This window comes from Flavonifractor sp. AGMB03687 (assembly GCF_017811815.1).
Classification (GTDB): Bacteria; Bacillota; Clostridia; order Oscillospirales; family Oscillospiraceae; genus Flavonifractor.
The window spans coordinates 65,225-85,469 of sequence record NZ_JADKZI010000004.1; the positions used below are offsets into that span (position 1 = coordinate 65,225).

Annotated in this window: 20 protein-coding genes; 8 read left to right on the forward strand and 12 right to left on the reverse strand. The window is 62.7% G+C overall.

All coding sequences use genetic code 11. The features are described from left to right. Nucleotides 1-52 precede the first annotated feature (52 nt). From J9789_RS09460 to J9789_RS09470, 3 genes are all read right to left on the reverse strand, one after another. On the reverse strand, nucleotides 53-1,630 hold the full coding sequence (locus J9789_RS09460) for an ABC transporter substrate-binding protein (protein WP_209344780.1): 1,578 nt from the start codon (nucleotides 1,628-1,630) through the stop codon (nucleotides 53-55). Between the two features lie 228 nt (nucleotides 1,631-1,858). Beyond that, nucleotides 1,859-3,691, reverse strand: coding sequence for a glutamine--fructose-6-phosphate transaminase (isomerizing) (gene glmS / locus J9789_RS09465; RefSeq protein WP_209344782.1), 1,833 nt, complete (start codon nucleotides 3,689-3,691; stop codon nucleotides 1,859-1,861). A gap of 98 nt (nucleotides 3,692-3,789) precedes the next feature. Next, nucleotides 3,790-4,059, reverse strand: coding sequence for a YlmC/YmxH family sporulation protein (locus tag J9789_RS09470; RefSeq protein WP_209344784.1), 270 nt, complete (start codon nucleotides 4,057-4,059; stop codon nucleotides 3,790-3,792). A 133-nt stretch (nucleotides 4,060-4,192) separates the two neighbouring features. On the opposite strand from J9789_RS09470, the gene J9789_RS09475 reads away from it, so the two are divergent. The 3 genes from J9789_RS09475 to J9789_RS09485 all read left to right on the forward strand — a co-directional run bounded on the left by J9789_RS09475 (nucleotide 4,193) and on the right by J9789_RS09485 (nucleotide 7,503). Next, complete coding sequence (locus J9789_RS09475; protein WP_209344786.1) at nucleotides 4,193-5,140, forward strand: AEC family transporter; 948 nt, start codon at nucleotides 4,193-4,195, stop codon at nucleotides 5,138-5,140. 138 nt (nucleotides 5,141-5,278) lie between these two features. After that, on the forward strand, nucleotides 5,279-6,631 hold the full coding sequence (locus tag J9789_RS09480; protein ID WP_209344788.1) for an MATE family efflux transporter: 1,353 nt from the start codon (nucleotides 5,279-5,281) through the stop codon (nucleotides 6,629-6,631). 17 nt (nucleotides 6,632-6,648) lie between these two features. After that, nucleotides 6,649-7,503 carry a patatin family protein gene (locus tag J9789_RS09485; RefSeq protein WP_209344790.1) on the forward strand — a complete coding sequence of 285 codons (855 nt, stop codon included), beginning with the start codon at nucleotides 6,649-6,651 and terminating at the stop codon, nucleotides 7,501-7,503. A 43-nt stretch (nucleotides 7,504-7,546) separates the two neighbouring features. On the opposite strand, the gene J9789_RS09490 is transcribed toward J9789_RS09485, so the two are convergent. From J9789_RS09490 to J9789_RS09500, 4 genes are all read right to left on the reverse strand, one after another. Next, nucleotides 7,547-8,020: a hypothetical protein gene (locus J9789_RS09490; protein ID WP_245185192.1), complete on the reverse strand. Its 474-nt coding sequence runs from the start codon at nucleotides 8,018-8,020 to the stop codon at nucleotides 7,547-7,549. Nucleotides 8,021-8,072: 52 nt separating this feature from the next. Continuing rightward, nucleotides 8,073-8,249 (reverse strand): sigma factor-like helix-turn-helix DNA-binding protein, encoded by a 177-nt coding sequence (locus tag J9789_RS17055; protein ID WP_348633676.1) that lies wholly within the window; start codon nucleotides 8,247-8,249, stop codon nucleotides 8,073-8,075. A 72-nt stretch (nucleotides 8,250-8,321) separates the two neighbouring features. After that, on the reverse strand, nucleotides 8,322-8,543 hold the full coding sequence (locus tag J9789_RS17060; protein WP_245185194.1) for a sigma factor: 222 nt from the start codon (nucleotides 8,541-8,543) through the stop codon (nucleotides 8,322-8,324). A gap of 156 nt (nucleotides 8,544-8,699) precedes the next feature. Continuing rightward, nucleotides 8,700-10,010 carry an MATE family efflux transporter gene (locus J9789_RS09500; protein ID WP_209344792.1) on the reverse strand — a complete coding sequence of 437 codons (1,311 nt, stop codon included), beginning with the start codon at nucleotides 10,008-10,010 and terminating at the stop codon, nucleotides 8,700-8,702. Between the two features lie 177 nt (nucleotides 10,011-10,187). Between J9789_RS09500 and J9789_RS09505 the strand changes: the two genes are divergently transcribed. Beyond that, nucleotides 10,188-11,372: a M20 family metallopeptidase gene (locus tag J9789_RS09505; RefSeq protein WP_209344794.1), complete on the forward strand. Its 1,185-nt coding sequence runs from the start codon at nucleotides 10,188-10,190 to the stop codon at nucleotides 11,370-11,372. Between the two features lie 54 nt (nucleotides 11,373-11,426). On the opposite strand, the gene J9789_RS09510 is transcribed toward J9789_RS09505, so the two are convergent. The 5 genes from J9789_RS09510 to J9789_RS09530 form a co-directional block, all read right to left on the reverse strand. Next, the gene (locus J9789_RS09510) at nucleotides 11,427-12,671 is read right to left on the reverse strand and encodes a phosphotransferase (RefSeq protein WP_209344795.1); all 1,245 of its coding nucleotides are present in this window, start codon (nucleotides 12,669-12,671) and stop codon (nucleotides 11,427-11,429) included. Nucleotides 12,672-12,791: 120 nt separating this feature from the next. Further along, nucleotides 12,792-13,604 carry a histidinol-phosphatase HisJ family protein gene (locus tag J9789_RS09515; RefSeq protein WP_209344797.1) on the reverse strand — a complete coding sequence of 271 codons (813 nt, stop codon included), beginning with the start codon at nucleotides 13,602-13,604 and terminating at the stop codon, nucleotides 12,792-12,794. Between the two features lie 97 nt (nucleotides 13,605-13,701). Next, on the reverse strand, nucleotides 13,702-13,887 hold the full coding sequence (locus J9789_RS09520; protein WP_209344799.1) for a hypothetical protein: 186 nt from the start codon (nucleotides 13,885-13,887) through the stop codon (nucleotides 13,702-13,704). A 181-nt stretch (nucleotides 13,888-14,068) separates the two neighbouring features. Continuing rightward, nucleotides 14,069-15,916 carry a family 10 glycosylhydrolase gene (locus tag J9789_RS09525; RefSeq protein WP_209344801.1) on the reverse strand — a complete coding sequence of 616 codons (1,848 nt, stop codon included), beginning with the start codon at nucleotides 15,914-15,916 and terminating at the stop codon, nucleotides 14,069-14,071. Nucleotides 15,917-15,950: 34 nt separating this feature from the next. Beyond that, nucleotides 15,951-17,738 (reverse strand): ABC-F family ATP-binding cassette domain-containing protein, encoded by a 1,788-nt coding sequence (locus J9789_RS09530; protein ID WP_209344803.1) that lies wholly within the window; start codon nucleotides 17,736-17,738, stop codon nucleotides 15,951-15,953. Nucleotides 17,739-17,893: 155 nt separating this feature from the next. On the opposite strand from J9789_RS09530, the gene J9789_RS09535 reads away from it, so the two are divergent. From J9789_RS09535 to J9789_RS09550, 4 genes are read left to right on the forward strand one after another with little or no spacing between them, the layout of a single operon-like run. Continuing rightward, on the forward strand, nucleotides 17,894-18,286 hold the full coding sequence (locus J9789_RS09535) for a GntR family transcriptional regulator (protein ID WP_209344805.1): 393 nt from the start codon (nucleotides 17,894-17,896) through the stop codon (nucleotides 18,284-18,286). Beyond that, nucleotides 18,283-19,008, forward strand: a complete 726-nt coding sequence (locus tag J9789_RS09540) for a hypothetical protein (protein WP_209344807.1) — start codon at nucleotides 18,283-18,285, stop codon at nucleotides 19,006-19,008. The genes J9789_RS09535 and J9789_RS09540 overlap by 4 nt, the downstream gene beginning before the upstream one ends. Further along, on the forward strand, nucleotides 18,998-19,516 hold the full coding sequence (locus tag J9789_RS09545) for a hypothetical protein (RefSeq protein ID WP_209344808.1): 519 nt from the start codon (nucleotides 18,998-19,000) through the stop codon (nucleotides 19,514-19,516). Before J9789_RS09540 ends, J9789_RS09545 begins: the two co-directional genes overlap by 11 nt. Continuing rightward, nucleotides 19,504-20,241: an ABC transporter ATP-binding protein gene (locus tag J9789_RS09550; RefSeq protein WP_209344810.1), complete on the forward strand. Its 738-nt coding sequence runs from the start codon at nucleotides 19,504-19,506 to the stop codon at nucleotides 20,239-20,241. The genes J9789_RS09545 and J9789_RS09550 overlap by 13 nt, the downstream gene beginning before the upstream one ends. Nucleotides 20,242-20,245 lie beyond the last annotated feature (4 nt).

Genomic DNA, 20,245 nt, shown 5'->3' on the forward strand with positions numbered 1-20,245 from the left:
GCTATGGGCGGCGGCCCTACGGAGGTTATTTCTCGTTGGTTTGGTCAGCCGGTCAGGCTTCCTTCATCTTCCACGCCCAGATATTCTCGTTGGAGAAGCTGGAAGAGGGGTAGTCGATGTTGTCCACCGTGGGGGACTGCACATGGAGGGTGCGGCCGAACCACAGGGGGATGAAGGGCCGCTGATCGGCCAGCAGTTCCTGGAGCTTATCCAGCAGCACCTGGCGGGTCTCCCAGCCGGAGGCGGCGCTGATCTGCTCAATATAATAGGTGTAGGGCTCCAGATCGGCGATGTGGAAGATGTTGTTGCCCTCGCTGAGGCGGCTCTCGGTGAACCACAGGGGCAGGGCGCCGGGGGTGTGGCTGGCAATGGCCATGTCGTACTTGCCGTCGGCCATACCGGAGAAGAGGGCGGCGGAGTCCACCGTCTCAATGGTCACATTCATGCCCACCTCGGCCAGCTCCTGCTGCATGAGGGAGGCCAGACCGGAGCGGTTGGAGGTGCAGGCCAGGGTATAGGTGCGCCCGTCATAGCCCCCCTGCTCCAACAGGGTACGGGCTTGGTCCACATCCCGCTCCCAGGTGAGGGAGCAGGTGTACTCGGTGCCGGGGGTCACGTCGGTTGCGGTGGGCTCGCCCAGACCCTGGGTGGACTGGAGGCACAGGGCCTCCTTATCCAGGGCTAGATCGATGGCACGGCGCACCTCAGCACTGGGGATGGTCTCGCAGTTGAGCATCAGTTCATAGAAGGTGTTGGGCACCTCGCCCTCCACCACCTCCAGGCCGGAGGCGCGGGCGGTCTCGGCGTCCTCCACCGACACATTGCCGCCAAAGGCGTAATAGTCCAGGTCCCCGGAAATGAGGGAAGGCAGCAGGTTGGACTTATCCATCACCGTGATGACCAGCTGGTCAAAGTCGGGACAGCCCAGCTGGTAGTCCTTGTTGATCTCCAGCACCAGCTGGCTGCCGGGGATCTCCTCCACAAACTTGCAGGGACCGGAGCCCACGGGGGCGTCCCACAGGTCCAGCTCCATGATCTGGGCGGGGTCCACCCCCTCCATCAGATGGGTGGGCAGCACATAGAACTCCCGGTTCTTATCCAGCAGGAAGTCCTCCGGGGTGGTGGGACGCTTGAAGGTAAGCTTCAGGGTGTGGTCGTCCACCGCCTCCGCGCCCAGCTGCTCCCCTTCCAGGGCCACACCGTTCTCATCGGTGCCGGCCAGCACGGAGAACACCGAGCGGCCCAGAGCGGGACAGTTGGGATCGGTCATCAGGGTGATGGTATCCGCCCAGTGCTGGGCGGTCACCGGGGTGCCGTCATGGAAGGCGGCCTTCTCGTCCAGATGGAAGATCACCGCCATGCCGTCATCGGCGCTCTCCCAGCTGGTTGCCCCTCTGGGATCCAGAGTGCCGTCGGCGTGGACATAGGCCAGCCGGTCATAGATTTTGTCGCAGATGATGCGGGTGTAGTTGCTGCCCGAAGGGCTGTTATAGGGCATGAGGGAATCCCAAGCATTGGACAGGCCGTAGCGCCCCGTAATCTGCTCCGCAGTCGGTTCCTTTTTTTCTCCGCAGGCCGTCAGGCCCAGGGCCAGAACGGCTGCCATCAGCAATGCGATCAGTCGTTTCATGTCGTTCCTCCGTCCTTCTCTTTCTCTTTTTTATTCCACTGTTACAGACTTGGCCAGGTTTCTCGGCTTATCGATGTCGCAGCCAGCCCCACCGGCCCACGGGCCGGCGGGGACCCCATTTCTTTGATCTGCTCGGGCGGAGTGGATCCGCCCGGCATCAAGATTTTTTCTTCGAAAAAATGCTTGGACGCGCCTCCGGCGCGGGGCGCGGCTGCGACCGTTTTCTGTTCATTCCACCGTCACAGACTTGGCCAGGTTTCTCGGCTTATCAATGTCGCAGCCGCGCTGGAGGGCGGTATAGTAGGCAAACAGCTGCATGGGCACCACTTCCAGGGAGGGCAGCAGCATGGGGTGGGTCGCGGGGATGGCGATGACGTGGTCCGCCGTCCGGCTCAGGTGGGCCGCCTTGTCCCGGGTGGTGAGGCCCAGCACATCGGCGCCCCGGCTCTTTACCTCTACGGCGTTGCTTACCGTCTTCTCAAACAGGGGTGCGCAACCCGCCAGGGCCACCACCAGGGTACCCGGCTCAATGAGGGAGATGGTGCCGTGCTTCAGCTCGCCGGCAGCGTAGGCCTCCGAGTGGATATAGGAGATCTCCTTCAGCTTCAGGGAGCCCTCCAGGCCCACAGCGTAGTCCAGATTGCGGCCGATGAAGAACATGGAGTGGCGGTTGAAGTACAGGGAGGCATAATACTGCACGTCCTCCCGGTCGGCCAGGATCTCCTCCAGCTTGTCCGGAATGCGCTGCAGCTCAGTCAAGATGGCGTCGTAGGCCGCCCGGTCCAGGGTGCCCAGCAGGTCGGCACAGTACAGGCCGATGAGATAGATCACCGCCAGCTGGGTGGAGTAGGCCTTGGTGGTGGCCACGGCGATCTCAGGACCGGCCCAGGTGTAGAGCACGGTGTCGCTCTCCCGGGCAATGGTGGAGCCCACCACGTTGACAATGGACACCACCTTGGCCCCCAGCCGCTTGGCTTCCCGCATGGCGGCCAGGGTGTCGATGGTCTCGCCGGACTGGCTGATGACCAGGGCCAGGGTGTGCTCGGACACGATGGGATCGCAGTACCGGAACTCGGAGGCCAGGGTCACCTCCACCGGCTTGCGCAGCAACTTTTCCAGGATATACTTGGCCGCCACACCCACGTGATAGGAGGAGCCGCAGGCGATGATATACAGCCGGTCCATCTCCTCCAGCTCCCGGGCGGTGAGCCGCCAGTCGTCCAGCACCACCCGTCCGTCCCTGATGCGGGGGGAGATGGTCTTGCGGACGGCCTCGGGCTGCTCCATGATCTCCTTGATCATGAAGTGCTCGTAGCCGCCCTTCTCCGCCGCAGAGATCTCCCAATCCACGTGGCGGCGCTCCTTCTCCACCGGGCGCAGGTAGGAGTCGTACACCCACATGTGGTCGGCGGTGAGCTCGGCAATCTCTCCGTCCTCCAGCCAGCACACCTCACGGGTGTACTTGATGAGGGCGGTGACGTCGCTGGCCAGATAGTGGGCCCCGTCGCCAAAGCCCAGGATCAGAGGACTGTCCTTCCGGGCGGCGATGAGCCGGTCGGGACAGTCGGCGCACAGAATGCCCAGGGCATAGGCGCCCCGGATGGTGTGGAGGGTGCGCACCACCGCATCCAGCAGGTCACCCTGGTAATAGTACCCCAGCAGCTGGGCTACCACCTCGGTGTCGGTGTCCGAGACGAACTGCACCCCCTCCGACTGGAGGAACTCCCTCAGCTCGGCGTAATTTTCAATGATGCCGTTGTGGACCACCGCAAAGCGGCCGTTCTCACTGACCTGGGGGTGGGAATTGATGTCCGACGGAGCTCCGTGGGTGGCCCAGCGGGTGTGGCCCACGCCGATGGAGCCATGGAGGGTGGCGCCCCCCTGGACCATGTCGTGGAGCACCTGGAGCCGGCCCTTGGCCTTGGCTACCTGCATGCCCTCCTCTGCTCCGTATACGGCTACACCGGCGGAGTCATACCCCCGATACTCCAGTCTGGATAGGCCATCCAGCAAAATGGGGGCGGCCTCATCCCTTCCTACAAATCCAACGATCCCGCACATAGCGCTCCTCCTGATGGGTTTGACGTGGTCGATCTATGGTACTTAAATTAGGATTATAGCACGAAAACGTTGGTAAAACAATGGCAGAACGGCCGAAATTAGGTCCGCTCCCGACGGTCCCTCTGTTTGACCTGCGCCCCCTCCACCAGAATGGTATCCGCCCCAAAGCGGCGCACCGCCGACCAGGGGAAAATCACGTCAGGCTCCCGGCCCAGCAGCCCGAACAGCCGCAGCCGCCCGGGCACCACCAGGGCGGTCACCTTCCCCTCCTCCAGATCCACCACCACGTCTCCCACATAGCCTACCCGGCTGCCATCCGTCATATTGATGATTTCCTTGCAGCGCAGCTCATATCCCCGGCATTCCATCGGGCGTCCCCCCTTTTTCCTATCTCTATGCGCCCCACAGGTTGACCCAGTATACTTACCGTTTGGTAATCTTGCACCATGCAACTTAGAAGAATATAATAAGCTAAAGTGTTATTGTGTGGAGGAGAGCGTCATGCTGGACAACCTGACCTACTGTCTCAATGGTACCATTCCCATTTTCCTGCTCATGCTGCTGGGAGTCGCCTTCCGCAAAATGGGCTTTTTCAGCCAGGCCTTTGCCGACAAGCTCAACAGCTATGTCTTTAAGGTGGGCCTGCCCGTAATGATGTTCAAGGATCTGACGGGCTCCGACTTCTTTGAGGTGTGGGACACCTCCTTCGTCATCTTCTGCTTCCTGGCCACCCTGTCCTCCATCCTGCTCACCGCCCTGCTCAGCCGCCTGCTGAAGGAGCCTCCCCTGCGGGGCGAGTTCATCCAGGTGGGTTACCGCAGCAGCGTGGCCCTGCTGGGAGCCGCCTTTCTGGAGAATCTGTACGGCAGCGCCGGGGCCGCCAGCCTTATCATCATCGGCGCGGTACCCCTGTACAACGCAGCAGCGGTGACGGTACTCTCCCTCACCAGCCCCAGCCAGAAGGGGCTCTCCAAGGGGGCACTGAAGAAGGTAGCCAAAGGCGTCATCACCAACCCCATCATCCTGGGCATCGTCGTGGGCCTGGCCTGGACCCTGCTGCGCATCCCCCAGCCCACCATCCTCACCAAGACGGTGAACAGCATCTCGGCCACCGGCACTCCGCTGGGCCTCATGGCTCTGGGCGCCTCCTTTGACTGGAAGAAGGCCGTTGGCCGTATCAAGCCCGCCCTTACCGCCACCACCCTCAAGCTGGTGGTCTTTGTGGCTCTCTTCCTGCCCATCGCCGTGGCTATGGGCTTCCGGGACGACAAGCTGGTGGCAGCCCTCACCATGCTGGGCAGCCCCACCACCGTCAGCTGCTTCGTTATGGCCCGCAACATGGGCCACGAGGGTACCCTCACCTCCAGCACCGTTATGCTCACCACCGCCTTCAGTGCCTTTACCCTCACCCTGTGGCTCTATCTGCTCAAATCCTTCGCCCTGATCTGACCCCCTTCTGCTAAAATCCACAGAGGGACAGCCCATACGACCGGGAAAAGACGGCGCTTTTCCCCCTTGCATTTTGGGATGGAGACACTATACTAATACGGTACTTTCTTTATCTCTGTACCGAAAGGATGCCGTCCCATGGAACAACAAGCCCCACTCCGCCGGCGTGAGCCGGGCATTCTGTCCCTCACCTGGCCCATCTTCATTGAACTGCTGCTTCAGATGCTGGTTGGCAACGCCGACCAGGTCATGGTGGGCCACTTCGACCCCAACGGCGTGGGCGCCATCGGCAACGCCAACCAGATCACCAACCTGGTGCTGCTGGTCTTTTCCGTGATCTCCACCGCCTCCACCATTCTCATCTCCCGCTACCTGGGGGCCGAGGACAAGCGGCGGGTCAACGAGACCTATACCCTCTCTCTGATGGTCAACGCCATCTTCGGACTGGCGGTGGGAGCCATCCTCATCGGCCTGTGCCGCCCCATCTTCACCCTGATGCAGATGCCGGCGGAGATCATGGACCGCGGCTGTCTGTACCTGCGCATCATCGGCGGCGGCATGGTGTTCCAGGCCATCTACCTCACCTTCACCGCCTTCTTCCGCTCCAACCAGATGATGAAGGAGAGCATGATCGTGGCGGTGACCATGAACCTGCTCAACATCGGAGGCAACGCGGTACTCATCGGCGGAGCCTTTGGCCTGCCCGCCCTGGGTGTGGCGGGTGCCGCCCTGTCCAGCGATATCTCCCGGGTGGTGGGCGTCATCCTCATCGCCGTTCTCTTCCGCCGGAAGTTCGGCCCGGTGCTCTCCCTCAAGCTGCTGCGCCCCTTCCCCGCCGACCAGCTGCGGCGGCTGCTGCGCATCGGCATCCCCGCCGGCGGCGAGTCCATCTCCTACAACCTGTCCCAGGTGGCCATCCAGTCCATCTGCAACCTGTTCGCCATCTACGTCATCAACACCCGGGTGTATGCCAACATGTTTGCCATGCTGACCTACATGTTCGGCTCCGCCATCTCCCAGGCCGGCCAGGTCATGGTGGCCCACCTGATGGGCGCTGACCGCATTCCCGACGTGGAGCGGCTGGTGAAGCGTACCCTTCTGGCCTCCCTGGCCATCTCCGGATTGATGGCGGTCATACTGCTGGTGTTCTGCCAGCCCCTGCTGAGCCTCTTCACCCAGGACCCCCAGGTACTGGAGCTCTTCCGCATCATCATGATCATTGAGATCCCCCTGGAGCTGGGCCGGGCAGTGAACATGGTGATGTGCCGGGCCCTCCAGGCCTGCGGCGACATCCGCTTCCCCATCACCATCTGCATCTTCAGCGCCTGGCTTACCGCCGTGGGCGGCGGCTTCCTGCTGGCGGTGCCCATGGGTCTGGGTCTGGCGGGTCTGTGGATCGCCATGGCCTGTGACGAGTGCCTGCGTGCGGTGCTCTTCCTGCTGCGGTGGCGCAGCCGGGCCTGGTGCCGCAAAAACGTACTGTCCATGTAAGAAAGGATGTGTTGTCCATGAAGACCGGGATTGTTCTGGAGGGAGGCGCCATTCGCACCATCTTCTCCTCCGGCGTGTGCGACGCCCTGCTTACCGGCGATATCATGACGGATTATGTCATTGGCGTCTCCGCCGGTATCGCCTACGGCGTCAGCTATGTCTCCAAACAGATCGGCCGCAATCTTGACATTATGGTAAACTACGCCAATGACAAGCGGTACATGGGCATAAGCAACCTGCTCCGCCGGGACAACCGGGCTTACTTTGGGCTGGAATTCGTGTTTGACACCATTCCCAACCAGCTCATTCCCTTCGATTACGACACCTTCAATGCCTACCCCGGTGAGGTGGAGGCGGCGGTGACCAACCTGAACACCGGCAAGGCGGAGTATCTGCCGGTGGACCGGAGTGACAAGACCTTCACTATCCTCCAGGCCACCTGCGCCATGCCCCTCCTCTTCCCTATTTTTCACATCGACGGCAAGCCCTATCTGGACGGCGGGGCCGCCGACGCCATTCCCTTTGACCGGGCCTTTTCCAAGGGCTGCGACCGGGTCATCGTGGTGCTCACCCGGGAGCGGAGCTTCCGGCGGCAGCCGGAGAAGCTCCAGCCCCTCATCGACCGGTTTTACCGGAAGTACCCCAAGTTCTGCGACACCATGCGCCGCCGGGCGGACACCTACAACGAAGCCCGGGAGAAGCTCTTTCAGCTGGAGAAGGAGGGCAAGGTGCTCCTCTTCGCCCCCCACAACACCCAGGGCTTCAGCCGCACCGAGCGGGACGTGGCCAAGATCCGGGCCCTGTGGCAGGACGGCTACGACGAGGGTACAGAACGACTGGATGAAGTGAGAGCTTTTCTGGCCGGACAATAAAAAAGGACCCGGGCGGCGGCTGCCGCTCGGGTCTTTCTCTTTCTCAGTCCTCTTTATCCGTCTCGGTAACCATGGCCATACCGGCATCGGCACCGGCGCCGTCGGGCAGAGCCACGTTGGTCATGGCCACAGGCTTCCCCTCCTCATCCAGGGTGACCTGGACGGAGACCTTGGCCCCCTCATCCTCCCGGGTCCAGAGGTAGCTGCCGTCCTGCTCCATGGCGTCGGTGATATCGGTCTCCTCCCCGTCCACGGTGAGGATGATGCGGCCGTCCTTCTCCTCCACCGCCGTGTCGGGCAGGCGCAGGGCGGTGACGGTCTCGCCGGTGTCATCCATCACGATCTCTTCCCGATATTCTCCCATGGCGGTAGAGGTGCGGATGGTGGCCAGCAGGCCCTGCAGCGCCTCCGGGTTGGCGGCACTTACGGTCACCATCAGGGCCGCGGTCACCGCGGCGGCGATCAGGCCCACCCGCAGCGGGCGGCGAACCGGTTTCTTCTGCTTCTGTTCTGCCATTTCAATGACCTCCTGTAGGGCTTCTTCGGAGACGTGAAGCTCCGAGCATCGTTCACGGTACGCGTTGTGGTCGAACATCATCGTTCCCCTCCTCTTCTTCCAAAAGCGTCTGGCGCAGCCGGGCCCGGGCCCGCTGGAGCCAGGTCTGTACCGTGGAGGGCTTGACCCCCATGGCCGCCGCCGTCTCCTTGACGGAGCAGCCCTCGTAATAGTAGAGATAGATGGTCAGGCGTTACTTCCCATCCAGCGCCATCACCGCCTGAAACACCTCTTCCCGGCGGTCCTCCACGGGGAACGGGGCCTAGTCCCACTCCTCCAGCGGCACCGCCCGGCGGCGCCAGAAGGAGCGCAGTACCTTCCGGCTCTCGTTGACCGCCACCCGCAGCAGCCAGTGCTTCAGGTGGTCCTCGCTCTCAAAGCCGTCCTGCTGGTAGAGCCTGAGGAGTACGGTCTGCACCACATCCTCCGCGTCCGCCCGGGTCCGCAGGGCGTGGTAGGCCACCCGGTAGAGCATGTTCCCCATAGGTCCGGGCCGCCTGTTCAAATGTCTCGTCGGTCATGACTACTCCCTTTCTGTGGGTTGGTTTGAAAGGCCTTTCACCAGGAATATCCCTCAGGGCAGCGAAAAATCTCACAAGGAACAAAAAAATTTTGGGGCGCCGGTACGACGCCCCAAAATTTACTCCCGGCCCAACCGCCGGTAGACCGTGAAATACATGGTGAGGATACAGGCCAGACCGCCCAGCACGTTGGAGATGGGCTCGGCCAGGAACACGCCGTCGGCCCCGAAGCCCACCAGAGGCAGGATGAGGGTCAGGGGCGCTACAATGAAGGCCTTGCGGAGCAGGGAGAAGAACACCGCATTCTTGGACCGGCCCAGGCCCACAAAGGTGGACTGGCCGATAAACTGAAAGGCCATGAAGAAGAAGGTGGCAAAATAGATGCGGAAGGCGGGGATACCTGCGGCAATGAGGTCGGCCTCGTTGTTGAAGATGCGGATGAGGGGCCCGGGCAGCAGCATCACCACCGCCCAAATGGCGATGGAGTACCCCACCGTCAGCACGGTGGTAAACCGGATGCCCTGGCGCACCCGCTCATACTGGCCGGCGCCGTAGTTGTATCCCAGCACCGGCTGGCTGCCGTTGGTGATGCCCTGGACCGGCATGGTGATGATCTCCCGGATGGAGTTGATCACCGTCATGACGCCCACGTACAAATCGCCGCCGTAGGCCTCCAGGGAGGCGTTGCACAGCACCTGGGCCAGGCTGTTGGTCATGGACATGACAAAGCCGGAGGTACCCAGACTCAGAATCCGCTTCACCCGGTTCGCCCGCAGCCGGAGGGCGGACAGCCGCAGTTTTAGAAGAGCCCGCTTGCCGGTAAGGAATTTCAGCACCCACACCGCCGAGCAGGCCTGGGAGATGACGGTGGCCAAGGCGGCCCCCTGCACCCCCATGCCCAGGAGGAAGATGAAGATGGGGTCCAGCACGATGTTGACCACCGCGCCCACCGCCACCGTGATCATGCCCATACGGCTGAAGCCCTGGGCATTGATGAAGGGATTCATACCCAGGCTGATCATGACGAAGAGGGTACCCAGGATGTAGATGGTCAGGTAGTCGTTGGCGTAGGGAAAGGTCACGTCGCTGGCGCCGAACAGGTAGAGGATGGGCCGGCGGAAGATGAGACAGAGCACCGTAAGGGCGGAGCCGAAGAGGAGCAGCAGGGCAAACGAGTTGCCCATGATCTTCTCTGCCTCTTCATTCTCTCCCCTGCCCCGGCAGATGGAGCACAGCGGGGCGCCGCCCATGCCGCACAGGTTGGCAAAGCCCATCAGGATGGAGATGATGGGCAGGCACAGACCCAGCCCTGTCAGGGCCAGGTGGCCGGGCAAGCGGCCCAGGTACATCCGGTCCACCACGTTATATAAAATATTGATGAGCTGGGCCATCGTCATGGGCACCGCCATGGAGACGATATTGCGGGCCATACTGCCCTTGGAGAAATCATTCTGGGTCTTGACTTGCGTGGCCGGTCACCTCTTCTCTTGCAATTTGGATGTTTTTGGGGTATACCTATAGGGAACCCAAAGCTCCGTCCTACGTAAGAGGCGGAGGCATAATAGATTATTATACTACAGTCCTAAAGTACAGGCAATGGAAAGGGTATGATTTCTTTGACACTGTTGGAGCAGGCCAAGGCCCTGGAGCCCCAGCTGCGGGCCATGAAGGACGATCTGCACCGCCACCCCGAGCTGAGCTTCCAGGAGGTGCGCACCACCGGGATTTTGAAGGAAAAGCTGACCGCCCTGGGTCTGGAGCTCATTGATCTGGGCATGGACACCGGCGTGGTGGCCGTTCTGCGGGGGGCCCGCCCCGGCAAGACCGTGGCCCTCCGGGCGGATATCGACGCCATCGCCCAGCAGGAGGCCGCCCACGACGGGGCGATGTCCCAATGCGACGGGCTGATGCACGGCTGCGGCCATGACTTTCACACCGTGGGTCTGTACGGCGCCGCCTGCCTGCTGGCCCAGCGGCGGGAGGAGTTGGCAGGCAACGTGGTCTTCCTCTTCCAGCCCGCCGAGGAGGTCACCCAGGGTGCCCAGGCCATGATCGACCACGGCCTGTGGGGCAAGCTGCCCGCCAAACCCGACTGTCTCTTCGGCCTCCACAACCGGCCCGAGCTGCCCGCCGGACAGATCGCCGTCATGGAGGGGCCGGTGATGTCGGGCAAGAGCCACTTTGTCATCACCCTCCACGGCATCTCCGGCCACGGCGGCTCCCCCCACAAGTGCACTGACGTCATTGTGGCCGGTGCGGCGGTGGTCAACGCCCTCCAGACCGTGGTGAGCCGCAACACCGATCCCCTGGAAAGCCTGGTGTGCTCCGTGCTGTCCATCCACGCCGGCACCCCGGACAACTTCGTCCCCGACGTGCTCACCATGACGGGCAGCATCCGGGCCCACGGAACCGCCGCCCATCGCCACGCCGAGGAGCGGCTAAAGGAGCTGACCCTGGGGGTATCCGCCGCCTACGGCTGCACCGCGGAGGTGGAGTTCCACCCCGGCGTGCCCGCCACCGTCAACTCCCCCGCCATGACTGCTCTGGCCCGGAAGGCCGCCCTGGCCCTGGTGGACGAGACACAGGTGGTCTCCCCCGCCCCCGACATGGGCTCCGAGGACTTTGCCGTCTTTGGCCAGGACGTGCCCGCCTTCTTCTACTGGCTGGGCTCCGGCTTCCCCGGCCAGTTCAACCCCTGCTGGCACAACGAGCACTTCCGCACCGATGATTCCGCCCTCCCTCTGGCCGCCGCTCTGCTGGCCCAGTCCGCCCTTGTGGGCCTGGAGGCCTGACCTACATACACAAAAAACGTCCCCCGGATCATGGATCCGGGGGACGTTTTTCTTTCAGCGCAGAATGGGGGGCCGTATGCCCAGCTGCCGGGTCAGGTAGAGTTTGGCGCAGGTCTGGACACGGCTCAACAGCTCCGACACACTGGTGAGGCTGTTCCGGGTGAGCAGCAGACTCTTGGCGGTGGCGTAGTACAGCTGCATGGCGTGATGCCGGGCCACCGGGTCGCTGATAATCTTGAACTCGGCCACATCAGAGCCGTGAATGGCCAGGGTCAGGGAAATCAGGGAGGCGTAGCCCACCGCGTCGGTCAGCAGGCCGTCCAGGAAGCGTTCCCGGAATCCCTGCTGCTGGCGGTATTCCGCCTTGGCATAGCCGTCCCACAGGGCTCCGAAGGTCTGGCGATAGGACTGGAAGAGCTGCTCGATGGTGTCCAGCAAATAGCGGCGGAACCGCTCCTCCTCATCCGGCCCGGAGAGGGGGTGGAAGAAGGAAGCGGCATAGACACTGAGGGTGTTGCCCAGAAAGTAGCCCAGGTCATAGGCGCAGGGACCGGCAAAGGTATACTCCATGTCGATGACCTTCATCCGGTCACCGTCGATGAAGATATTGCCCGGGTGGAGGTCGGAGTGGATGAGGGCCTCTGCGTGGCTCATATACCGGTGACGCAGCAGGTAGGTCTCCGTCTGCACCGCCGGCTCCTCCAGCCCGGCCCGCAGGTGCATGGTCTCGGGAGCGGGCGGGAAGGGCGAGCGGTGGAGCATGCTCCATTCCTCCATGACCCGGCGCATGCCGTTGTTGGTAAAGGTCTGGGCCAGCTGCCGGAACTTCTCCCGGGACAGGTAAAATTCTGAGGTGAAAAAGGCGATGGAGGCCATGAACGCGCCGCAGTTCCGCCCCAGCTCCGGGAAGATCTGCCCCCGGGCCAGGCCGCTGCGGCAGGGGTGGAGGTAGGATACGTCCTCCATAGCGAACACGTTGTTTTCCCGGTCCACCCAGTAGACCTCGGGCACATACTGGGGCACAATGGCCCGGCGCAGCCGCAGGCTGGCCGCCTCCAGCTGATTGCGGGAGGGCGGGAGACGGTAGCTGGACTCCCGGGCAGAGCGGATGTTCTCCTGTCCCTGCTTGACGATGATGGACCGCTTGGGGTTGCTGACCTGGAAGATGTCGTTGATTAGTCCCGCCGAATCCTCCTCCTGCTCCCCGATGATACGGATCTCCAGGGGCCCCTCCTCCACAAAGGACGGATCATGGGCACGCAGATAGGTCGGCAGATTTTCTCTGGTCAGGATCAGCATGGCGGCAGTCCTCCCCTTCCCTCAAGGGACAGTATTTGCAGGATACCAAAAGTATACCCTGCCCTATCCCAGATGGAAAGCGACATCCTTGCCCCGACCCTGTCATTTTTTGCCCAACCCTCAGAGGGCGTGGAAACAGGGGGTGTGACGGCGATAGGTGGCCACCCACCGGAAACCGCAGGTCTCCAGCATGGCCAGAGCCTGAGGGAAGCCCGCCCCGATGTAGCGGGCCTGGTGGGCGTCGGAGCCCAGGGTGATGATCTCGCCGCCCAGGTCCCGGTAGAGCTTCAGGAGCCACTGCCACCCCTCCACCGTGGTGCCCTGGGTGGTGTTGAGCTCAATGCCCCGGCCTGAGTCAATGACCTGCCGGAGCAGGGCGGCCAGCCGGTCCTCCCAGGGCTCCAGCGTCAGCTGGTACTCCGCCGGCAGGTAGCGCAGGGGGTAGATGATGTGGCCCAGTACGTCGTAGCTCCGGGTGACGGCCAGTTCCTCCAGCTGGCTGATGTAGTCCTCCAGAATGGCCTCCGCCCCCTGGCGGCTGGTGCAGGCCTTGGCCGCCGTGTAGATGCCGATGCCGCCGTAGGACAGGCTGGTGGAGTGGAGGGAGCCGATGACAAAATCCAGTTGGGGCAGCTCCAGGCACCGGTCCACCGCCTGGGTGTCCACCGTGCTGTTGCCCACCTCGATGCCCACCCGCAGCTCCACCTGACCGGCCAGCCGGTTGCGCAGCCGCCGCCACTGCTGGAGCACCGGAACAAAGTCATAGCTGGTGGGCAGCCGGTTGCCCTGCTGGTCCAGCAGGTTCCAGTGCTCGGTCATGCACAGCTCCGCCACTCCGGCGGCCTGGGCCGCCCGGGCATTCTCCATCAGCGTGGACTTGCTGTCCCCCGAGATATAGGTATGGGTATGGTAATCCGAAACATAACGCAGCATAAGGTTCCCTTTCTCTTCGGTAAATTCTTTCTCGCATTATTATAATCGTCTGCCGGAAAAAAGCAAGGCGGCGGGAGTGTCTCCCGCCGCCCAAGGGTCATCGGACCGCGCCCATGGCGCTGAACTGGCGGACCACTGCCCCGCACAGCTCATTATAGTACTTCAGATAATCTTTCTTGGCCTGCCGCTCCCGGCTCTTCTGCCGCTGGAACTCGGCCCAGCGCAGACAGTGCTTGTGGCAGCCCTCACAATAACTGGAACAACTCTGCTGACATGGAAGCATGGCGGAAACCCCTTTCTCCCTGCCGGAATGGATCCCTTGGCGGTCCGGCTTGTCTGCCCCGGACCACTGTCCCCATTGTACCGCCCCGCCCGCGCGCTTTCCATCAGCTTTTGGTAAAAGACTGTAAAGTTTCTTTTCGCTGTAAAAAGGCTCCCGGCACAGCCGGGAGCCTTTTTCTGTCTTACAGCCAGACCTCGCCCTGGCTGTTCTTCTCATAGTCGTGGGTCACCGAGGCCTCCAGGATCTCATGGTAGGCCCAGTGGTCCCGGGCCACGTCGATGAAGGGGAGGACCGTCTCCCGCTCCCCCGCCTGTCGGTCCATGGCACGGTTGAGGATCTTCACCGCCTCGGCCCGGGTCACATTGCGCCCCGGCTGGAAGGTGCCGTCGGAGCCGCCGGAGATCCAACCCTGGCTGGCCGCGAAGGCGATCTCCCGGGCCGCCCAGTAGCTGGCGGACACGTCGGGAAAGGGGTGGCTGCCACCGGTGACGGCGAAGAAGGCGCACACCATCTTCACCAGCTCCGCCCGGCGCACCGGCTGATTGGGCCGAAAGCTGCCGTCGGCATAGCCCTGCACGATGCCGTATTTCTGGGCAAAGTGGACGTAGGAGCTGTACCAGTCGCCAGGGCTTACGTCAGAAAAGCCGCCGGTTCCCTCCTCATAGCTGTAAAGTGGTTTTCCATTACTATCAACCGTCAGCCGGGTGAGCATGGTCACCGCCTCTCCCCGGCTCAGGGAGCTGTCCGGATGGAACTGTCCGCCGCTGCCCTGGATGTAGGCGGTATGGTCCGCCGTGTTCAGGGCCACCTCCGGCTCTTTGGTATAAAACTCTCGATAAAGGGCCTGTAACTCCTGGTTTTGCGCCAGAAATTGATACCGGAAGTGGGCCTCGCCGTCCACCTGAGCAATGGTCTCATTGAGCTCCAGCTGCTGCCGGATGGCCTCCACCCCATACCAGGGACTGGAGGGATCGCTGTTTCCCGCCTGGTAGTCTGCCATACCGATGTAAAGGGAAACTCCTGTACCCTTTACCACGTCAGCCCACCACTGGACGATGGTCTCATAGTCCATGGAGGGGTGCCCGATGTACCAGTAGACCTGGGGGCAGATGTAGTCGATCCACTCCTCCTTCACCCACTTGCGGCTGTCAGCGTAGGAGGCGTAATAGCTCTCAAAGCCGCCGGTGGTGTTGGAGCCCTGGGACTGGCTGCTCTTGTCGGCCCACACGCCGGAGGGGCTGATGCCGTAGGACAGGTCGGGGTCGATGGCGTGGATCCGCTCCCCCAGCTCCTTTACCAGCTGGTTCACATTGTCCCGCCGCCAGTCTCCGATGTCGGAGAAGCCGCTGCCGTACTGGGCATAGGTATCGGCGTCGTCAAAGTTGGCGCCGGGATAGAAATAGTCGTCCAGATGGATGCCGTCGATGTCATAATTACGGGCCAGCCCTTCGGCGCTCTGGATGATGTACTCCCGCACCTCGGGCAGGCCGGGATCAAAGTAGTACTTGCCGTCGTACTCCACCACCCAGTCCGGGTGGACCTTGGCCGGGTGGTCGGCGGTGAGGCTGTCGTACTCGCTCTGCCCGCCCTTGGTCACCCGGAAGGGGTTGATCCAGGCGTGGAGCTCCAGCCCCAGCTGGTGGGCCTTCTCCACCCAGTAGGCCAGCGGGTCAAAGCCGTCTGCCGGGGCCTGGCCCTGCCGCCCGGTGAGGTCGGCGCTCCAGGGGTAGTAGCTGGAGGGATAGAGGGCGTCGGCGGAGGGCCGCACCTGTAAAATCACGGCGGTCATGCCCATGTCGGCGCAGGTCTGTAAGATCTTGTCCGCGTCGGCCTTGAGCACTGCCGGGTCGGTGGTGGCCTTGCTGGGATAGTCCAGCCGGTACACCGTGCTCACCCATACCGCCCGGAACTGGTTGGGGTTCTTCACCTCGTCCTTTCCGGCACTGGTCTGGGTGCGGATGGCCATGCCTGCCAGGGCCAGGCCGCACACCAGCACAATGGCCACCACAAATTTCCATACTCTTGCCATGGGATTCTCCTTGCTTTGGTTCTGAGACGACGAACTATTTCTCCTGGGCGGCGATCTGCTCCGCCAGGTCGTTGAGGTAGACCCAGCGGTCCATCTTCTCCTCCAGGGCGGCCTCCAGCTGGGTCTGCTTTTCCTGCAGCTCCTGAAGGGCCACATAGTCGGTGGCTTTGGCCGCCTGCTCCGCCTGGACCTGGGCGATCTGCTCCTCCAGGGCGGCAATATCGTCGTCAATGGTCTCAAACTCCCGCTGCTCCTTGTAGCTGAACTTCAGCTTCTTGGGGGCGGCGGGGCGCTCCTTCCCCTTGTCAGGGACGGGCGTCTTGGGGGCTTTTGCTTTCTCCTCCGCCCGCTGGGCGGTGAGATACTCGGTGTAGCCGCCGGGATAGGCCCTCACAGAGCCGTCCCCCTCCACGGCGAACACCCGCCGCACCACCCGGTCCAGGAAATAGCGGTCATGGGAGACCGCCACCACTGCGCCGGGGAAGGTGTCCAGGTAGTCCTCCAGAATGGAGAGGGTCTGGATATCCAGGTCGTTGGTGGGCTCGTCCAGCAGCAGCACATTGGGGGCGGCGGCCAGCACCGCCAGCAGATAGAGCCGCCGCTTCTCGCCGCCGGACAGCTTGCAGATGGGAGACCACTGGACCTCTGCCGGGAAGAGGAACTGCTCCAGCAGCTGGGAGGCGGTAAGCATACCCTCCGCTGTCTCGATGTTGTTGCCGATGTCCTTCACATAGTCAATGACCCGCCGGTCCCCGTCCATGTCGGGCACCTCCTGGCGGAAGTAGCCGAAGCGGACGGTCTCCCCCACCTCCACGGTACCGGAGTCAGGGGTGAGGGCCCCCGCCATCAGGTTGAGGAGGGTGGATTTGCCGCTGCCGTTGGAGCCCACGATACCGATGCGGTCATCCCGCAGCAGCATGCAGTCAAAGTCCCGGACCACCGTCCGGTCCCCGAAGGTCTTGGTAACCCCCGCAAGCTCCACCGTCTTCTTCCCTAGACGGCTGGCACGGGCGGACAGTTCCAAGGTACTTTTTTCCGTGGGGCCGGTCTGGGCCTTCAGGGCCTCGTACCGCTCCAGCCGCTCCCGGCTCTTGGTGCCCCGGGCGGTGGGGCCCTGCATCACCCACTGGTACTCCCGGCGGAGGATGGCCTGGCGCTTGCGCTCGCTGGCTTTCTCGCTCTCCAGCCGGGCCGCCTTCCGCTCCAGATATTTGTCGTAGTTGCCCTGGTAGGTGTAGAGCTTGCCCCCCTCCACCTCCACCATTTTGGTGACGATGCGCTCCAGAAAGTACCGGTCGTGGGTGACCATCACCAGGGCGCCCTTCCAGGTTTTCAGAAAGTCCTCCAGCCAGTTGACCATCCGGTCGTCCAGGTGGTTGGTGGGCTCATCCAGCAGCAGCACGTCGCAGGGCCGGGCCAGCACTGCCGCCAGGGCCACCCGGCGGCGCTCTCCGCCGGACAGCTCCCCCACCTTCTGATCGAACCGGGATACCCCCAGCTGGTTCAGGATGGTCTTGGCCTCATACTCCGCCAGGGTGCGCGCGTCCCCGTCCAGCCCCAGCAGCACCTGCTCCAGCACGGTGTTTTCCCCGGGAAATACCGGGTTCTGGGGCAGGTAGGCCAGGTGCACATTAGGATCGGGCCGGACGAAGCCCTCGTCCGGCTCCTCCGCCCCGGCCAGCAGCCGCAGCAGGGTGGATTTTCCGCAGCCGTTGACACCGATGATGCCCACCTTGTCTCCCGGCTCCAGATAAAACGAGACCCCGTCCAGCAGGCTGCGGGTCCCGTAGGTTTTAGTCAGTTGTTCCGCCGATAACAGCATATGGTTCCCTCGCTTTACTTATATCTCGTATAGTATAGCGGAAACCGGCCAAAAAGAAAAGGCCCTGCCCCGCTTGACAGGCAACCGTATTAGTCTTATAATACAGTTGCAAACCGTATTAGTTGACTAATACACTTCGAAGGAGGTGAGCCGCCATGCTTTCCTTTGACGCTTTCCTGCCGGAGGAGGGTCTGCCCATCTATTTGCAGATCATCCGGTATGTGAAGCGGGGGATCGCTGCCGGAACGGTGCAGGCGGGCGACGAGCTGCCCTCCCGCCGGGTGCTGTCCGCCCGGCTGGGGGTGAATCCCAACACGGTGCAGAAGGCCTACCGCCAGCTGGAGGAGGAGGGGCTCATCACCTCCCGCTCGGGAGCCAAGAGTGAGGTGGCCCTGACCCCCGGCACGGTGGAGCAGGTGCGCAGCCAGCTTCTGGAGCAGGAGGCGGGGCTGCTAGTCCGCTCCCTGCGGCAGGCGGGACTGGACAAGGCGGCCGCATTTGCCCTGTTGGAACGACTTTGGGAGGAAACAAAGGAGGAAACACCATGAAGGCCTATCTGTCCGCTCTGTCCCCGTTCGCCCGGCTGACGGTCTGGAAGACCCTGCTCATCTCCCTGGGAGCCACCGCCGTCCAGGCTGCGCTCTTCTTCCTGGCCCTGTCCCGCTGGATCGGAGACGCGCCCCCCATCCTGGAATCCCTGATCCAAAACGGCCGTCTGTCCCTGGTCTTTGGCGTAGGGCTGCTGCTGGTATGCGGGGCCCTGGCCCTGCCCGGCTGGGACCGCGGTTCCAAAACCGCCTACACCTTCCGTCGCCTGTCGGTAAATGAGGGGAAATTCTCCCGGCTGCTGGGTGTGCAGAACGCCCTGCTGCTCCTGATCTACTGGACCATCCAGCTGATTGCCCTGCTGATGCTCAGTAAGTACTTCCTGGCTACCGCTGATCCGACCACGGTGAGCCACCAGTCTCTCTTCCTGGCCTGCTACCGCAGCCCCTACCTCCACGCCCTGCTGCCCCTGGCCGACTGGGCGGTGCTGCTGCGCAACCTGAGCGGGTGTCTGGTATTGGGTCTGGCCTCCTCCGCCTTCTGCCACCACCGGCGGCACGGCCGCACATCCGTCCTCATTCTGCCTCTGGCCGTGGTAGCCGCCCTGTGCTTCCCCATTTACACGGGCAATCCCTATCTCTCTCTGAGCGCCATCGTGATTTTCCTGCTGATCTGCCTGTATTTCTGGAAGAGCCTGACGGGGGTGCATGAGGATGAGGAGTAAGCTGGCCCGGCGTCTGTCCCGGCTCTTCCCCGCCGGCTGGCCCTGGAAAACCACTGTAGAAGTTACCCTGTGCGCTCTGCTGGTGGCCTGCTGCTCCACCGTTCTTCTCTTTCTGATTCACTTTGAACAGGCCAAGATACCCCTCTACGCCTCCCTCGCCGACCGCATCCTGGAGCAGGGCACCCACATTGTTCCCTTTGTCCATATCTTCGGCCGGGGCCTGCTGGGGTTTTGGATCGTGGCTCTGTGTGTGGTGCTGCTCCCCCTCTTCCACTATCTCTGGCACTGGCAGGGGAGCAAGAGCATCTATCTGATGCGCCGGCTTCCCCGGCGGAGCGAGCTGTGGCGGCGCTGTCTGGCAGGTCCGGCGGTACTGCTGGCAATAACGGTGGCAGCCGCCGCCCTGATCGTGCTCCTTTGTATGCTGCTGTATCAGACCCTCACCCCGGCGGGCCATCTGCCGGAGGACCCGTGGGCCGGAATTGGAGGTATTCTATGCTGGTTCTGAGCGACGTGAAGAAGACCTATCGTCAGGGCACCCAGGCCCTGGCCGGGGTAAGCCTGTCCCTGGGCCCCGGGGAGATCGTGGGCCTGTTCGGGGAGAACGGAGCGGGCAAGACTACCCTGATGAAGTGCATTCTGGGTCTGCTGCGGTACGAGGGAGAGATCACCCTGGACGGGCAGCCCATCACGCCCAAAAACATCGCCCGTCTGTCTTTTGCCACCTGTGAGCACTCCTACTTCCCCGCTCTCACCGCCGCCGGTCATCGGGACTTCTTCCGGGAACACTTCCCCACCTTCCGGGACAAGCGGTTTACCGCCCTGATGGACTTTTTCCAGCTGCCCCTCAACAAGACCATCCGGAGCTTTTCCACCGGTCAGAAGAACCAGTTTGAGGTCATCCTGGCCCTGAGCCAGGGCGCGGACTACATTCTGATGGATGAGCCCTTCGCCGGCAACGACATCTTCAACCGGGAGGATTTCTACAAGGTGCTGCTGGGCATTCTGGAGCCCAATGAGACCATTCTGCTCTCCACCCACCTGCTGGAGGAGGTCCAGCACTTCATTGGCCGGGCTGTCCTGCTCCACCAGGGCACCGTGGCAGGCGACATGACCACCTCCCAGCTGGAGGATGAGGGCCGCAGCCTCATCGATTATGTAAAGGAGACCTACCACTATCAGTCCGACCGGGTCAGCCGGACCCTGGACCAGCTGACCGACCAGAAGGAGTGAGGAT

Bases quoted from the DNA above. Each gene is read 5' to 3' on its own strand.
- glmS (WP_209344782.1), bottom strand. From the start codon at position 3,691: ATGTGCGGGATCGTTGGATTTGTAGGAAGGGATGAGGCCGCCCCCATT.
- J9789_RS09550 (WP_209344810.1), top strand. From the start codon at position 19,504: ATGCTGGTTCTGAGCGACGTGAAGAAGACCTATCGTCAGGGCACCCAG.
- J9789_RS09490 (WP_245185192.1), bottom strand. From the start codon at position 8,020: ATGGCAGAACAGAAGCAGAAGAAACCGGTTCGCCGCCCGCTGCGGGTG.
- J9789_RS09485 (WP_209344790.1), top strand. From the start codon at position 6,649: ATGAAGACCGGGATTGTTCTGGAGGGAGGCGCCATTCGCACCATCTTC.
- J9789_RS09480 (WP_209344788.1), top strand. From the start codon at position 5,279: ATGGAACAACAAGCCCCACTCCGCCGGCGTGAGCCGGGCATTCTGTCC.
- J9789_RS09460 (WP_209344780.1), bottom strand. From the start codon at position 1,630: ATGAAACGACTGATCGCATTGCTGATGGCAGCCGTTCTGGCCCTGGGC.
- J9789_RS09515 (WP_209344797.1), bottom strand. From the start codon at position 13,604: ATGCTGCGTTATGTTTCGGATTACCATACCCATACCTATATCTCGGGG.
- J9789_RS09510 (WP_209344795.1), bottom strand. From the start codon at position 12,671: ATGCTGATCCTGACCAGAGAAAATCTGCCGACCTATCTGCGTGCCCAT.
- J9789_RS09530 (WP_209344803.1), bottom strand. From the start codon at position 17,738: ATGCTGTTATCGGCGGAACAACTGACTAAAACCTACGGGACCCGCAGC.
- J9789_RS09520 (WP_209344799.1), bottom strand. From the start codon at position 13,887: ATGCTTCCATGTCAGCAGAGTTGTTCCAGTTATTGTGAGGGCTGCCAC.
- J9789_RS09540 (WP_209344807.1), top strand. From the start codon at position 18,283: ATGAAGGCCTATCTGTCCGCTCTGTCCCCGTTCGCCCGGCTGACGGTC.
- J9789_RS09545 (WP_209344808.1), top strand. From the start codon at position 18,998: ATGAGGAGTAAGCTGGCCCGGCGTCTGTCCCGGCTCTTCCCCGCCGGC.
- J9789_RS09525 (WP_209344801.1), bottom strand. From the start codon at position 15,916: ATGGCAAGAGTATGGAAATTTGTGGTGGCCATTGTGCTGGTGTGCGGC.
- J9789_RS17060 (WP_245185194.1), bottom strand. From the start codon at position 8,543: ATGGGGAACATGCTCTACCGGGTGGCCTACCACGCCCTGCGGACCCGG.
- J9789_RS09470 (WP_209344784.1), bottom strand. From the start codon at position 4,059: ATGGAATGCCGGGGATATGAGCTGCGCTGCAAGGAAATCATCAATATG.
- J9789_RS09475 (WP_209344786.1), top strand. From the start codon at position 4,193: ATGCTGGACAACCTGACCTACTGTCTCAATGGTACCATTCCCATTTTC.
- J9789_RS09505 (WP_209344794.1), top strand. From the start codon at position 10,188: ATGATTTCTTTGACACTGTTGGAGCAGGCCAAGGCCCTGGAGCCCCAG.
- J9789_RS09500 (WP_209344792.1), bottom strand. From the start codon at position 10,010: ATGGCCCGCAATATCGTCTCCATGGCGGTGCCCATGACGATGGCCCAG.
- J9789_RS09535 (WP_209344805.1), top strand. From the start codon at position 17,894: ATGCTTTCCTTTGACGCTTTCCTGCCGGAGGAGGGTCTGCCCATCTAT.